Consider the following 14753-nt stretch of genomic DNA (forward strand, 5'->3'; position numbering starts at 1 on the left):
CAAGTGTTTAAAAATAGGTAAGGTATTTGTCAATGATTTGCTGTCCGTAAAAAATGGCGATGATGGCCCCTGCAGATAAAAAAGGGCCAAAGGGGACCGCTGTCTTCATATCTTTGTTCTGGACGATAATCAGCGCCAGCCCTACCAGGGAACCGATGATAAAGGAGAAAAACAAGCACACCAGAAGCAACTGCCAACCCAAGAAGATGCCGATTCCCGTTATCAGCTTGACATCCCCGCCACCCATGCCGCCCCTGGATAAAATTGCCAGGACAAGCAGCAGCCCGCCGCCCAGGAGACCGCCTATCACTCCGTTCATGAGCGCGCCGGGAGGACCAAAAGCTTGTAATATGAGACCGGATACCACAAGAAAAAGGCTGATTTGATCAGGGATTATTTGATAATCTAAATCAATCAGCGAGGCGGTTAATAAAGCACAAAACAATAGAACATATAGTAAGGTTTGGAACTGAAAACCAAATACCGTCACAATGAGGACGAAGGCAATGCCGGTTAGCAATTCTACGAATAAATACCTGGGAGAAATTTTTACCCCACAGTACCTGCACTTTCCCTTTTGCACAAGGTAACTTACCACCGGTATCAGGTCCAGGACGCCCAGTCGTTGGTGGCAGCCGGGGCAATGGGAGGGAGGTGATACAATGGATTGATTATTGGGTAAGCGGTAAATGCACACATTCAGGAAACTTCCAACAACCAATCCCGTAATAAAAACGAATGTCATGACGGCCAACATAGGCTACCTCATCAAACTAATCTAACTTAGAACCTGTTCTATTTCAGATTCGGACAACCCCTGAAACACTTTGCAGTATCCAATGCTTACTGGCAGGGCAAAGGTCAGTTTGCTTTCTGTTACCTTTTTGTCGGTATACATGGATTTAATCATATCCTTGGCCGTCAGCTCCCGGGGGACGGATACCGGCAGCTGGACCTGGGATAATAGCTGAATGATTCTGGTCACTTCGTCATCGGTCAACAAGTTCCTATTGCGGGCCAGACGGGCCTCTATGATCATCCCGATGGCCACCGCTTCGCCGTGCAGATAAGTACCATAACCGCTCAACGATTCGATGGCGTGCCCGATGGTGTGACCGTAGTTTAAGATGGCCCGGCGGCCCTGCTCGGTTTCATCCTGTTCCACCACAGCGGCTTTGATTTTGCAGCAGGTTTCTATGACGTACTCCAGGGCTGCCGTTTCCAAATGCAACACTCTGGAACTGTTTTCTTCCAACCAGGCAAAAAATTCTTTATCCCAAATGATCCCGTACTTGATGACTTCCGCCAAGCCGGCCCTGAGTTCCCGTGCATTTAGGGTCTGCAGGGTATCTACATCGATAAGTACCATTTTAGGTTGATAAAAGGCACCGATGATGTTTTTGCCCCGGGGGTGGTTGACCGCCACTTTACCGCCCACGCTGCTGTCTACCTGGGCCAGCAGGGTGGTAGGCACTTGAACAAAGGGGACTCCCCGCATGTAGGTGGCGGCCACAAAACCTGACAGGTCGCCCACCACGCCGCCGCCCAGGGCCACCACCGGGCAAGTGCGGTCCAAACCATGGTCGAAGGCCGTATCATATAGCCCGGCTGCCTGTTCCAGAGTTTTGGCGTTTTCCCCCGCCGGCACCCGGATCACAGCAACCTGAAAACCGGCCCGCTCCAACAGATTCCTGACCTTGTCCCCGTAGAGACTGTCTACGTTGGTGTCTGTAACAAGCAGCACTTTTTTCCCCAGCGGCATTTCAGACAGGTAGGCACCCAGATTATTTAGCAGCCCGCCGGCGATGTAAATAGGGTAACTGCGGCTGCCCAGCGCTACATCAATTTCTCTCACGGACTACCCCCCTTTCCACCAGATATCGGTATATTATGTTAACTATTTTTTCCGGACTTAAATCATCTGTATTGACGGCAAGTTCAGCCACTTGATAGGCCTCTTTCCGCTCCGCCAGCAGTCTTTCCACTTTTTCCTGGAGGTTCCCCTTGGCCAACAGGGGGCGGGTCCTTTTGCTGCGGACTCTCTTGCAGATAACTCCCGCAGAGGCCTCAAGGCTGACCAGAACCCCATTCTCTCTTAACTTTTTAACGTTTTCCGGGTTTAGCACCAGTCCCCCGCCGGTGGCAATGACCAGGTTCTCCTTGCTGGCTAACTTGCTTACCAGCAAAGCTTCTTCTCCCCGGAATCGTTTAACACCGTGCTTGTGAAAAATTTGCTCTACCGTAAGTCCGGTGACTTCCTCAATGGCATAGTCGGTATCGATAAACCGGTATCCCAAACGCTTGGCCAATCCCCGTCCTACGGTTGACTTGCCCGATCCCATAAAGCCGATCAATACGATATTCTTCATTTCACACCTACACCTGCCTAACCAGCTGCCGCCACCGGTTAACTCTTTCTTTTAGTTCTTCCAAGCTGTCGCCACCGAATTTTTCCACCATGGCGGCGGCCAGTTCCCAGGCCACCACAGCTTCGCCAACGACGCAGGCAGCAGGCACGGCACAAACATCTGATCTTTCCACCGAAGCAGCAAAGGGCTCCTTGGTCTTCAGATCAACACTGAGCAGAGGCTTATAAAGGGTAGGGATGGGCTTCATGGCCGCCTTTACCACAACGGGCTCCCCGTTACTGATCCCCCCTTCTATGCCGCCGGCCCGGTTGGTGGACCGGTAAAAGCCCCGGTCAGGGGAATGGTGTATTTCATCGTGCACCTGGGAACCGGGAACGGCCGCTGAACCAAAACCCAGGCCTATTTCCACGCCCTTGATGGCCTGAATGCCCATGACCGCACCGGCCAGCCGGCTGTCCAGTTTACGGTCCCAGTGGACATGGCTGCCTAATCCCACCGGCACCCCGTAGGCCCGTATCTCAAATACCCCGCCCAGAGAATCACCGTTTTTCCTGGCCTGGTCGATTTCCTTAATCATGGCTTCCTCTGCCTGTTGATCCGGGCAAAGGAGTTGGGACTGCCCGGCACGTTTTTGCAGTTCTTCCATCGCCAGGTTTTCTTCAATCATGGCCTCTACGGACCCGATGCGCCGGACAAAGCCCAGTATTTCTACCCCCAGTTCCTCCAGCAAACATCGGGCCAGGGTTCCCACAGCCACCCGGGCAGCCGTTTCTCTGGCGCTGGACCTTTCCAAAACGTTCCGTACATCATCATGGTTATACTTGATGGCCCCGGCCAAATCGGCATGACCCGGTCTTGGACGGGTTACCACCCTTTCATTTAGGTTGGCCTCCGGTCCCGGAGCCATAATTTCAGACCAGTTGGCCCAGTCTTTATTAATCACCTGAAGGGTGACGGGACTGCCGGTGGTCCGTCCTCCCCGGACCCCGGAAAGAAACTGTACCTGGTCTTTTTCTATTTTCATACGGCCGCCCCGGCCATAACCACCCTGGCGCCTGGCCAGTTGTTCATTGATATATTCCCGGGTGATGGGCAAGCCGGCCACCATTCCTTCCACAATGGCGGTAAGGGCCGGACCGTGGGATTCTCCTGCTGTCAGAAAACGCAGCAACGTTATCTCTCCTCTCCTCCTGAAAGCTGCCTGAGCAGCGTTTCCCTCATAATCTCCACTGGTGCAGGCAGACTGGTCCAAAGCTCAAATGCTAAAACTCCCTGGTAGAGCAGCATCCCCAGGCCGTTAAGGTTTTTGCCCCCCGTGCCGCCGCCTGCTGCAAAAAAAGGGGCTTTTCAGGGTTATAAACCAGGTCGCACACCAACTGCCCGGGATGCAGGGCAGCAAAAGGAAACTCGGCGCCCGGTCTACCCAGGGACTCATCCCGATGGATGTGGTCTGTACCACCAGGTCCACTCGGGAAACTTGATCCTCCGGCAGTTGCTGTCCCCAGGGAAGGACTTGGGCTTCAACTTGACATGCCCGCGAAACATCCCTGGCCAAATCATCCGCCCTTTCCGGGGTCCGGTTGGTGATATAAAGGGAGTCCAGTCCGGCAAATGCCAGCGCGATGACCACCGCCCTGGCTGCCCCGCCGGCCCCTAAAATCAATGCGCTTTTTCCCCGGGGCGTAAAATTGGCTTCGCTTTCCAGGGACCTGATAAAACCTTGCCCGTCGGTGTTGTAACCAACCAGCCTGCCATCCACGTTCACAATGGTGTTGACCGCTCCGATTACGCGGGCTGCCGGGTCTAGTTCATCGAGCAGGGCAATGACGTTTTGCTTGTGCGGCACCGTGACGTTAACACCGGCTAAGCCAAGGGCAGTGATGCCCTGCACTGCCTGTTCGAGACAGTCGGGCCGGACACTGCAAGGCACATATACCCAGTTCAGGCCAAGCTTCCGGTAGGCGGCATTATGCATGGCGGGAGAAAAGGAATGTTCCACCGGAAAACCAAACAATCCACAAACCCTTGTCTTACCATTTATATTGGGAAAACCCATATTACTTCCCTCCCGAATGTAACAAAAGCTTGGCCTGCGCCAAGTCAGTATCTATGATTATTGTTTTTTATCCGGCCTAACACCAGTTTTTCCAGCTTTCTGTTAATCCTTGTGCCGATAAATTCCTTCCCGGCCAGGGGAGTCACCAGAATGGTGTACAGCCCCAGGCGGTTGCCCGCCAGCACATCGGTAAATACCTGATCGCCCACAAATGCTGTTTCATGAATGTCAGTTCCTACCAGGCTGAGGCTCGCCGCAACCCACTGCGACGTGGTTTGGCCGCCTTGTGCACCCCCGGCACCTGTAAAGAGCAGCACAAAGCTGAGACCCTGCTTTCATTGTTGTTTGATACAAAGCAAACCTTAAACCCCTGCCGGCACAGATCCCGAAACCATGCCTCTATCTCGGGGTCCATATGCTTACGGTCCCAGGGGATCAAAGTATTGTCGATATCAAAAAGGATCGCCTTAATTCCCTTCTTCTTTAAATCTGCTGTATTAATGTGGAACAAGGAAGGTACATAGGCTCTAGGATAAAGTTTTGAAAGCATCTTTTCACACCACTTTGCAACGGGCACCCTGCAGTACCCCTATGATCAGAATATTTTGCTGTGCATATTTTACCTGCATTTGGCACCCTTCGTCAACTTACAACACCTATTAAATGGTATGATCCTCTTCCTCGGGGACAGACACCAAATTATTTTCTCCCCATACCATATATTGTTGACTTAATTTTTATTAGGGGGGATTACTTGATGCTACCCGGCCTGTGGACGGTCACTGTCCTGTCGGTTGTGAACGGGATCATGGCGCTGGTTTCTTACATTGCCAACAACACCTTTCCCCAGCCTCTGAATGAGGAGGAGGAGGCTCATTACCTCGGGATGCTGGCAGAAGGGGATGAATCGGCACGCAATGTGTTGACAGAAAGAAACCTGAGACTGGTTGCCCACATTGTGAAAAAATTCGATTCCACCGGCGAAGACGTTGACGACTTGATCTCCATCGGCACCATCGGTTTGATCAAAGCCATTAATACGTTCAAACCTGATAAGGGCACCCGTCTGGCTACCTATGCGGCCCGTTGTATCGAAAATGAAATGCTACTGACAACTATTAACGGTATATTATGCTAATATAAAATTATTTTTCTTCGTCCGTAATCGTCTCCAGATAGGCATCAATAATTTAAACTGTTTATGTTTATCGCCCAAAGATAACAACTTTTCAATTCTTTGACTTACCTCTTCATTGGCTTCATCACTAGCGGGAGTTTACTAAACATTAAGTTAAAAACCACCCTCAGCCCAGTAAACACGGGCACTCAGAGATTTGCAGCATATATAAACCAAGGGCTATTAACCAATGCATTGTATAGCCCTTGCAGCTCCTGGTAAGCAGCGATAATATCTTCTTCAAAGTTATCCTTGGAGTTACTACCTTTATCAAATACAATGGTAATTTCCTCCATATCAAGGTTTAGCTCTGAGAGTTTTTTTCTTAATTTGGTTAGTGTAGGGATGAACAATTCCTTATCTGATTTGTTACCTTCATATATTTCAGAAAATACCGGGATGAGAAATTCTTTGGTAACCACCTGGGCAAGCCCGAACTGCCTTAAATCAGTCCGCTTTTGTTTGTTTCTGCCTCTTTGGGCCAACTCTGCCTTTTCATTTGTAGAATCAATATGAGTAAAAAAGTCCTTTCTCCATCATTTTTAGGGTAATCGCATTTTCTACATTTTCCAATTGCTCGTCACTAACGGTATCCATTTGCTCTCAGAAATGCCGGCTATCTTCACTCTGATTATACAGGTTTTTTATTGCAAGTGGCTCACTTTTATTTTAGCGTTTATAACAACCAACTCCTTTTCTCAGTGGAATCATTTATTGTTTCTTTAACGAAACTCACTGATTGTAAATACGTGGCAGAGTTCCTGGAATATATAGACCCTTCATATAACTATGTACAAAAATCTCCTATGAAATATATGTGCATATATTTCATAGGAGATTTTTGTTTTTTGCAAAATTAAATTTATAATATCAAAAAAATTCTATAACTCAAACCACCCAGCCACTTCAATGGATCGTCCTTCGGCCTTTGCTTTTGATGAAGCTAAACTAGCCATATTGAAAAGATCTGAAACCAAGTACGGTTTATTTTCATCTGAATTATGTAACTTTTTCTGACCTCCTACAACCCCCACTGACCCCTTAACCTTAATACCCTGGAACCATTCTTCCGAAGCTATAGAATTAACAATCTGTTGTGCAAGCCCGCGGGCATCTTCCCATGGTCTATTTGTAATGATAGCAAATTCATCTCCTCCATAACGACAGAGATAATCAGTATTTTCCTGTGTTACACTTTTTAATACCTTGGCAGTTTGAAGCAAAATAGAATCTCCTACCACGTGGCCAAAGAGTTTATCAATAGAGCCAAAATCATCTAGATCAAAAAAATAACAGTAATTTTTTCCCCCTTCTGCAAAAAATCCTTTGCTTTATCAAATAAAAACTCTGCTTTGTTGAGTTCTGTCAATGGGTCAACATATTTTCCCCATTCCGTTATGAGACGGGCTTTCGTTAATAAGCCAACTAAATAATTATCGTTTTTTACTGCCAAACGTTCAATATTATGCTTATCCATAAGGTCTTTGGCCTGCCAAAGTGAAAAGTGAGGCATAACTGTTATTACATCTCTGGTCATTGCGTCTGCCACCAGACGATTTGGATGGGTCCTTCTTACATCTCGAGAGGTAATGATGCCAACTAATCGTTCACTTTCCAGGACCGGTAACCCGCCAATTTTATGCTTGTCCATTAAATCAATCGCCCGTCCGACAGAATCGCACGGGGTAATGGTTATTAATTCCTTTGCCATGATTTGTTCCACACAAATCATTACAAATCTACTCCTCTGTTTACATGAATCACAATCTCTACCTGAGCCTTTAATAATGTACTTTCTGTTGACATACGTTCTCCTTCTTCCAAAAGGATAGGTAGTAACTTTTCTTCAGACATTAATTTTACTATAGATTTCTTTATAACAGCAGCTTCGAATATGGGATGATCCATGCGTATTATCTCATATTGATCCGGGGACAATGCATCAACCATTCTGCGCACGGCTTCCGGTCCAATGGGTGCTTTCTTACCCACCAACAGTACATCCCTCATGGGAGGGATTTCAAACTCTGACAAACGTATTGAGAGTTCCGCCTTTCGCACAATTTCTAACGGGTAGGGGGAAATCTTTAAGTTACCTGTCAATCTATAATCACCTTCCCGGATTATTTTGTAAAAAATCCCTTTTAGGTGTAACATTATCTAAAATTAGAACCTTTTCCCTATTTACATAGTATTTTGTGATTACTAACAAATTTTCCTGCTTTTAATTTTATTTAAGCAAAATTTTTTCTTTTTTATAAATTGGCCCAGTTAAATTGCTACAAAGTTTTGGAGAAAACAATAATCATTCCCTATTTTAATAATTATCATAAATATATCCCCTCCGGTAGTTTCGCGTGTACTATAACATCTATAGAACCTGATCCTTGTTCATCCCTCTTACTTCTTCCAGAAACAACCACCTGTGATATTAAAGTCCTTACCAAAAATACTTTTTCTAAAAATTCAACTTCATTGAGGTTATCCAGTATTATTGTAGCTATTTCCCTCAATTCTTCTGTTTTATGCAAAGACCCCTCTTTGAGTTTTTGTCGTCCTATGATTTCCTCCTTTCTTTTTTCTAACCTTTCTTTGCGAGATTTTAATTCGTTAAGCTTTTTAGAAATGTTATCATCCAACTCAACTAACCCGTTTGCTAGTAAATTTATAATAGAATTTTGCCCCTTTATAATGTTCATAAGATTTTTATCAAGTAATTTTATCTCTTCACCACTGTTACCCTTTCCCTGTAAATAATCTAAGGCCTCCCTGAGAAGCCAATCTGGGTTTCTTAACCATTCTCGCACCTGCTCCCAAACTACTTCTTCCAATGGATCGGCTGGGATCATTTTAATGGGTCTACAACCTTTGTTTTTATATCCCTGGCAGCTTTTATTACAGGTATAACGTCGCTCTCTTTTACCCCACCACTTGGCGTTAACTCCGGTCATTGTGTTGCCACAATCATTACAAATAACTAATCCAGAAAGAAGGTAACCATGTTTTATTTTTCCCGCATAAAGCCTGCGACTCTCTTTCAGTTTTTTCTGGGCCCTTTTAAATAAATTCTCATCCAAAATGGCCGGTACTTGTATAGACATACCTTTATAAGACCAAACCCCAATGTATACGGTATTAGTCAATATCTGTTTAACTACCTGCCTATGCCACATCTCACCCCCTCGGCGAGTAGGTATTCCCATTTCATTAAGTCTTTTGGCAACACCGTTAACTCCCATATCCTCACAAGTAAACCAGTTAAATATATTTATTACTGTTTTTTCTCTTGTTCCCGGTAACTTACTATACCGGTCTCCGGGTTGTACTGATAACCGAATACATCAAAGTTTATAGGGATACCTCCCTGCTTTGCTTTTTGATCCTTTCCTCGTCTCATTCTGTCCCTTATCTTCTCACGCTCATATTCTGCTATAGCTCCCCGGATAGAATAAAATAGCCGGCCTTCCGGATTATCTTTCCAATCAAAGTCTAAAAATTCTAGCTTAATATTATGTCTTTCCAACTCCTCAGTTATTAATAATTGATGAGCAAGTTTACGCGATAGGCGGTCCGGGTCACGTACTACCAGTATCTGAAACCGACTCTCTCTGGCAGCTTCTCTTAGTTCATTAAGCCCTGGTCGTTCTAATATAACCCCTGATACTCCTTCATCAGAAAATATGAGTACCTCTTTGGCCCCCATTTCTTTTGCACGACTGCAGCAGGCCTCACGCTGTTCAGCAATGCTGTAGCCATATTTGACCTGATCATCGGTACTTACCCGGATATAGATTGCCGCCCGCAAGCTGTAGCCCTCCGTTCAATTACTTTCTTTACCAGGAATTGGTATGCATCATGTAATCCTGTGCCATTTTGAGAATACTTTATAGTTATATTTATCCTTAAAATTCTAGATTCTTTTTGTTTTTTTTGTAGGTTATTTTTCATTAACATTCCCTCCCCCGCATTCCTCCTCTCATAACATATGCTTTGTAGTTTGTACACTTTCCAGTAATACTCCCGTCGCACGTATTTTTATGTTAACTTAATCCATTAGTGACTGGTAAGATGTCTTCTAAGTTGTATGGTTGTTAATCTTACCTTATTATTCCGCTAGGATACCTGCATTGACATTGAAATTCTGATGCATTTAAGGTTCATCAAGAAAGTAAAGGCAGAGGTTTCCCTGTACGACCCCATTGGCGTAGACAAAGAAGGTAATGAAATAAGTTTTACTGTTTATCTGTTCATAAAATATAAGTGTCAAATAATCCCCACTCTTTTATGAAGTGAGCTGGCGCACAAAATAGATGAGAACACCCAGCTGGGTGTTCTCTTGGGGAAGCCTTACGGCCAATGTCTGATTCTCTCCGAACCAGACTTGATAGTACAAGTATATGCTTTATTTTAAAAAAATATACCAATATATGGTAAAAGGCCACTACCTTAAGAGTGACCTTTTACCTTGAAAAGCTTTTACAAGCCAATGTCTAACTTTCGTTAGTGTTGGGGCTGAGTTAAAAAGCCCAGAAGCTGACGGTATTGCCTATCCAGAAATAGATGGATATAATGACCATAACTTAAAGAAAGGAAAAGGACATCTCTGTAGTGCGTGGTACTGCGCCAACAGTATCACTAGAGATGTCCACCCAACAAGTATGATCATTGTATCAGATTTTTCGCTGGTTGAGAATCCTGTAAATGGCGTTTTCTGTTAGGAGTGCGGAAATAGTCCCTTGCCCTTGTTGTGGCAGAGAGTTAAGGGTAATCGGAAGCCGTCTACGCAAATCGATCAAACCATCCGGTGATATTATCGTGTTGAACATTCGTAGATTGCGGTGTACTCATTGTAGTAAGATTCATCATGAACTGCCGGACTTCATAGTACCTTACAAACGGTATGATGCCGACAGCATTGAAACCGTGGTAAGTAATGATTCGGTTCAAACCATCGCTGCGGATGATTGTACTCTGTACCGTTGGAGGAATTGGTTTCAAACGATATCCAATTACCTGATCGGTTGCTTAATTTCACTTAGCATTCGGAATTTCCATGTCCCTGTGGATATCCTGTCCGTGGCTCCACAGACCGCACTCCAACGTATCGGACATTTTGTGGGTGATGCTCCCGGTTGGCTGGGGAGAATTGTCCGTCCAATAACAAATTTAAATTTATGGTTACATACCCGTTCTGCATTCTTGTCCGGGAATGCCTAAGATATACTCATGCTGAAAACCAAATATGGAGAGGAGTTTTCAGCATGAAGGATCAGAAAAAAGCCGAAGAGATAGCAGCCCTGCGGGTACAATTGTTATCTCCACTTTTGGCAGACGGACTGGATCCCGCTAAAGCCAGGCAGATTAAAACCCAAATCTGTGAACAGATGGCTTATCTGAGCGAACATTACGCCGGTATCTGGCACAGTATCGTAAAGAAGGCTTTGAAGGCTTAAAGCCTAAAGGGAAAGGCAATAAACAAAAGGAAGATGCTATTACCCCACAACTTTTAGAACAAGCTATCTTGCTCCGCCGAGAGGTTCCTACCCGCAGCGTTGCACAGATTATTCAAATTTTGGAATGGGAAGGGCTGGCTTTGCCCGGGCAACTTAAACGAAGCACACTGCAAGAGAAGCTGGCTGAACGAGGATACAGCACCCGCCATATGCGAATGTATGCCGACACGGGAGTAGCAGCCAGGCGGTATCAGAAAAAACACCGTAATCAACTATGGCAATCTGATATTAAGTATGGCCTTATCTGCCCATAGGTCCGGATGGAGCCAAGAAACAGTTTCCTTTGTAATTTCAGGGAAATATACGCCTTTTTTTGAAATTCCTTTAAAAAATAATCTTTTTCTACTTTAACCGTTTACATACAGATTTCGGGGAACCGGGCCAGATGGCGGGAAACAAAAAGCGCAGGATCCCTTAGATGGTTACTGCGCTTTTGGTTTATTTAATAATGTGTATTTCCGTCTTACTCGGTACCTAATACCCCTGCCATGATTTTTCCAATATAGGAATGATCCCCTTCCAATGGGAATAGTATATGGTGCTGGTTAAATTCCGTTTCGGTAATCCCATCCTTCCACCAACTAATTTGGTTCATGGGTGTTTGAGAAATAATGAAGGAGTTCAGCACTACCCCGGGGTCTCCCAGGCGTTTTTCTATCTCTTTAATGGTCAGGTGAAATTCCACCTTCGGGTCCCCCAGGCCGTCGGTATTGCGCAAACCCTTGGGGTCCACAAATGTAATAAACTGTTTTTCTTTAGTTACCAACCACAGGATAAAGTCCGGATGGAAGTTGTTGGCCTCGAAGAAGCCGGCACCCCGCCCCCGTCCCTGGTTGCGCAGCAGGTACAACTCCTTGTCCTCAAAGAACTTCCGGTTGGCGTTGAAGTAGGATCGCAGGTCAATGACGAAGTTTTTCTCCCCTTGGTTCAAGGGTACCGGGGTTACCTCTATGCTTTCACCGGTGAGATGAATTAAAGGCTTGTACAGGTGACGGTCGAAAATGATGGAGTCTAACTTGCCGAAGGAGAAATCACTAAAAATCCCGTCATTGATGGCCTTTTTCAGCTCAGTTAACTTATGGATTAAATCCTCCTGGTCCTGATTGATACGGAATTTGTATTCATCAAAGAAATTGCCTATTTTCCCTTCCGCCGCCAGTTTTTGGCGGTACTCCTCCAGATCCACCAGTTCCATTCTTTCCCCTTCCCAGGCACCCTTGTGATAGTTATAGTAACGCTCACAGTATTTTTTAACAGGGTAACAGCAATTTCTTGCCAGCGGCGCACCCGGGCAAAGTCCGTAAATTCTAATTCATCCTTGGGAATGTATAGCACATACCAGTCCGGTTGATGGAGCAGGTCCTGCATAATTTGCCGGGAGAGGCATAAATTATGCCAACCACGTTCGTTTTTGTAGCGCTGCAGCTCAAAGTAAATGCTTTCCCAGTTCAGTAAGCTCAGGTGAGCAGCTGTGATCTGGCCGGTTTGTTTAACTATACTCTCGGCATTAGCCGTGGCCTTACCGCTGATGATGGCTTGTAATTTGGGGTAATAATCCACCACCACAGGCCTTTTTAACAACACTTTGTTGGGTCTCCCCAGTACCGGATTGGGGCCGTGCTTCTTGAAATCCAGGCCATCCTTGAGTTTGAGGTATTTCAAGTTGCGTCCCGGTGTCAATCTAATCACCGGCAGAGTGATCTCAGCCTTTTTGTCATCCGGGGGCAAGCCCTCTTCCTCCAAATATTCCTGGAATTGTCGCATATAGTCTGCCCGGATACCAAAGACATTCAGGGTTTCCACCTTGTTGATATAATCCGGTGTGCCAGGGCCTAAAACAGTGCGTTTTAAGCTGAAGTCCTTTCCTTTAAGACGAACCCCCCGGCCAAAGAGCTGAATAATTTCCGAGCCTTCATTTTTCCCCACATTCATTAGCCCCATTGTGCTAACCCGCCAACTGTTCCAGCCCTCGGAAAATTTCTTGGAACCAATCAGCAGATTAACCTGGGAATTTTTATCATTGAGGGACCGGAATAGGGAATCGCTAAAGTCCAGGGCGGTGGTATGCAGGCCGTTTTCTTCACAGAGCTTGGCCAGTTCACTGTCATCCCCCACGTTAATAACCCCGAAGTATTCATTATTGGCCACCCGGAGGCCAATTTCACCGGTTTGTTTAAACCGCTCCACGTGTAGTGTGCCAAGAATCTGGGCGTTAAACAGGTTTTTTAACATGTCCTGATACAGGGTTTCCGGTGTAAAGCCCTGCTTAATCAAGTAGCCAAAGGCCCCGGCAAAAATCTCCCGTCCTTTATGATCCGGCAAGTCCGGACGGTTTTCTAACAGGCGCTTGAGGTGACGCTGGGTTAAATAGGGTTTGCTGATAAAATCATTTAAAAAGAGCAAGATATCCACCACGTCCGAAACCTTGCGTTTGTTTTCCGACCGTACAGCGGTGACCTTGCTGCCCACAAAAACCAACAGGGGCTTTTCCAGCAGGTAGGGGGCATATTCCCTTTGTTTATCCTTAAAAAGCCGCAGTTGCTGGTAAAAGGTTAAAAGGCAGGCCGTTAGGTAGCGCTGGCGTATTTCGTCATCACTGTCATTGGCCAGGTTTAAAATTTGATAATCCTTGCCATAACCGTCCCGGTAAAAATACTTGTAAGAGTAATCAAACAGGATACATTTGGCGTATTCCTGGATGAGCGCGGCCTTGCCGGATGCCTTCATGGCCTGGCCGAAGGTGGCGGAGTATTCAAAGGAGAAGCCTTCGGCACACAGCTTGTCTCGTTTAGCCTTCCAGTCCTCGCCGCTGGAGCCCCGGTGCCCCTCATCCACCAACACCAGGTTGTTGCCCTCAAAGGCCTCCACTGCCACGGTTTTTTCGCCCATTTCATCCTTTAGTTTGTGGATGTCGATAATTTCGATATATTGCCCTTTATATAAACCTGCCCCGTCTTTGCTAAATATTTGGGCCGGTAGGCCGGACAGGGCAAATTCCTCTTCATGTTGGCGGGATAATCCTTCGTTGGGGGTCAGCAGAATAACCCGGCTTAGTTCTTTCTCCCGGCCGTGCAGGGCCAGGTAATGGCGGTACTGCAGGATGTTCACATGCATCAGGAGCGTTTTACCGGAGCCGGTGGCGTTCCAAAAGGCCAGCTTTCTCAAGTCTGCCAAAGTATAGGGATTGACCCGGTCGGCAGCCCCTACACCTGCATTAAACTTCTCCACCCAGTCATTGAGGTCGGCCAGCAGTTTTTCCGGGTCCCGGAAGTAGCGGTCCAGGTAGATTTCGGTAAATAGCAGGGCCAGGTATTGAAAGTATTTCCAGGTGATGGGCCGTTCCCGCTTGCCCCGGATGGCCAGGGTATGACGGACAATGTTCTGGTCGTAAGTTAACAGCAGGTCCTTGGGTAACTGGGCCCGGTCATAAAGGCGGTTGGTCAGGTGGTGATAAAAGCGGGAGACGTTGTTTTCGTCCAGCCCCTCCCATTCCGGCCCCTTCATGTCCCGGGCCAGGTCCTCAAGTTTGGTTACCTCAAAAAGGCTTAGCAGGTACTGATTTAATACCAGTTTTTGATCAAAGCGCAGGGGTGGGGGCATGGTGACAGTCTGTGTTGCTGTTCTTCTTCTGGCCATTG

The 14753-nt window shown here is 46.4% G+C and carries 17 protein-coding genes and 3 pseudogenes; 4 read left to right on the forward strand and 16 right to left on the reverse strand.

The genetic code is table 11. The features are described 5' to 3' along the window. Positions 1–7: 7 nt before the first annotated feature. The 8 genes from P378_RS17750 to P378_RS23785 are packed head-to-tail and all read right to left on the reverse strand — an operon-like array spanning position 8 to position 4975. Positions 8–757 carry a prepilin peptidase gene (locus P378_RS17750; RefSeq protein WP_099084129.1) on the reverse strand — a complete coding sequence of 250 codons (750 nt, stop codon included), beginning with the start codon at positions 755–757 and terminating at the stop codon, positions 8–10. Positions 758–778: 21 nt separating this feature from the next. Continuing rightward, positions 779–1855, reverse strand: coding sequence for a 3-dehydroquinate synthase (aroB, locus tag P378_RS17755; RefSeq protein ID WP_099084130.1), 1077 nt, complete (start codon positions 1853–1855; stop codon positions 779–781). Continuing rightward, positions 1842–2369: a shikimate kinase gene (locus tag P378_RS17760; protein ID WP_099084131.1), complete on the reverse strand. Its 528-nt coding sequence runs from the start codon at positions 2367–2369 to the stop codon at positions 1842–1844. The genes aroB and P378_RS17760 overlap by 14 nt, the downstream gene beginning before the upstream one ends. Positions 2370–2376: 7 nt before the next feature. Further along, positions 2377–3540 carry a chorismate synthase gene (aroC, locus tag P378_RS17765; RefSeq protein ID WP_099084132.1) on the reverse strand — a complete coding sequence of 388 codons (1164 nt, stop codon included), beginning with the start codon at positions 3538–3540 and terminating at the stop codon, positions 2377–2379. A gap of 2 nt (positions 3541–3542) precedes the next feature. Beyond that, positions 3543–3656, reverse strand: a complete 114-nt coding sequence (locus P378_RS24380) for a hypothetical protein (protein WP_420796024.1) — start codon at positions 3654–3656, stop codon at positions 3543–3545. Between the two features lie 10 nt (positions 3657–3666). Next, positions 3667–4425, reverse strand: coding sequence for a shikimate dehydrogenase (gene aroE, locus P378_RS17770; RefSeq protein WP_338013959.1), 759 nt, complete (start codon positions 4423–4425; stop codon positions 3667–3669). Positions 4426–4469: 44 nt separating this feature from the next. Continuing rightward, entirely contained in the window at positions 4470–4742 is a 273-nt protein-coding gene (locus P378_RS23780) for a YqeG family HAD IIIA-type phosphatase (RefSeq protein WP_338013962.1), read from the reverse strand. After that, complete coding sequence (locus tag P378_RS23785; RefSeq protein ID WP_338013960.1) at positions 4661–4975, reverse strand: YqeG family HAD IIIA-type phosphatase; 315 nt, start codon at positions 4973–4975, stop codon at positions 4661–4663. The genes P378_RS23780 and P378_RS23785 overlap by 82 nt, the downstream gene beginning before the upstream one ends. A gap of 207 nt (positions 4976–5182) precedes the next feature. Here P378_RS23785 and P378_RS17780 point away from each other — a divergent pair, with 207 nt between their 5' ends. Further along, on the forward strand, positions 5183–5563 hold the full coding sequence (locus P378_RS17780; RefSeq protein ID WP_099084133.1) for a sigma-70 family RNA polymerase sigma factor: 381 nt from the start codon (positions 5183–5185) through the stop codon (positions 5561–5563). 275 nt (positions 5564–5838) lie between these two features. Here the strand turns inward: P378_RS17780 and P378_RS17785 are convergent. From P378_RS17785 to P378_RS22495, 6 genes and pseudogenes are all read right to left on the reverse strand, one after another. After that, positions 5839–6205, reverse strand: a pseudogene (locus P378_RS17785) (IS1634 family transposase); the annotation flags it as partial. Positions 6206–6483: 278 nt separating this feature from the next. Next, positions 6484–6843 carry a diguanylate cyclase gene (locus P378_RS22480; protein WP_238473396.1) on the reverse strand — a complete coding sequence of 120 codons (360 nt, stop codon included), beginning with the start codon at positions 6841–6843 and terminating at the stop codon, positions 6484–6486. A 35-nt stretch (positions 6844–6878) separates the two neighbouring features. Beyond that, positions 6879–7334, reverse strand: a complete 456-nt coding sequence (locus P378_RS22485; protein WP_238473397.1) for a CBS domain-containing protein — start codon at positions 7332–7334, stop codon at positions 6879–6881. After that, positions 7334–7705 carry a hypothetical protein gene (locus tag P378_RS17795; protein WP_099084135.1) on the reverse strand — a complete coding sequence of 124 codons (372 nt, stop codon included), beginning with the start codon at positions 7703–7705 and terminating at the stop codon, positions 7334–7336. Before P378_RS17795 ends, P378_RS22485 begins: the two co-directional genes overlap by 1 nt. A 224-nt stretch (positions 7706–7929) precedes the next feature. Beyond that, entirely contained in the window at positions 7930–8841 is a 912-nt protein-coding gene (locus tag P378_RS22490; protein ID WP_238473398.1) for a recombinase family protein, read from the reverse strand. A 32-nt stretch (positions 8842–8873) separates the two neighbouring features. Next, complete coding sequence (locus P378_RS22495; protein WP_238473399.1) at positions 8874–9407, reverse strand: recombinase family protein; 534 nt, start codon at positions 9405–9407, stop codon at positions 8874–8876. 318 nt (positions 9408–9725) lie between these two features. Between P378_RS22495 and P378_RS22500 the strand changes: the two are divergent. From P378_RS22500 to P378_RS24385, 3 genes and pseudogenes are all read left to right on the forward strand, one after another. Next, a pseudogene (locus tag P378_RS22500) lies at positions 9726–9833 on the forward strand (RNA polymerase subunit sigma-70); the annotation flags it as partial. A 470-nt stretch (positions 9834–10303) separates the two neighbouring features. Then, positions 10304–10819: a DUF6431 domain-containing protein gene (locus P378_RS22505; protein ID WP_099084136.1), complete on the forward strand. Its 516-nt coding sequence runs from the start codon at positions 10304–10306 to the stop codon at positions 10817–10819. Positions 10820–10863: 44 nt separating this feature from the next. Then, positions 10864–11392: pseudogene (locus tag P378_RS24385) on the forward strand (helix-turn-helix domain-containing protein); the annotation flags it as partial. 186 nt (positions 11393–11578) lie between these two features. Here P378_RS24385 and P378_RS20240 read toward each other — a convergent pair. Together P378_RS20240 and P378_RS17815 are read right to left on the reverse strand one after the other, a co-directional pair. After that, positions 11579–12310, reverse strand: coding sequence for a hypothetical protein (locus P378_RS20240; RefSeq protein WP_207654079.1), 732 nt, complete (start codon positions 12308–12310; stop codon positions 11579–11581). Continuing rightward, positions 12253–14751: a DEAD/DEAH box helicase family protein gene (locus tag P378_RS17815; protein ID WP_207654080.1), complete on the reverse strand. Its 2499-nt coding sequence runs from the start codon at positions 14749–14751 to the stop codon at positions 12253–12255. Before P378_RS17815 ends, P378_RS20240 begins: the two co-directional genes overlap by 58 nt. Between the last annotated feature and the right edge of the window lie 2 nt (positions 14752–14753).

It is taken from the genome of Desulforamulus profundi, from assembly GCF_002607855.1.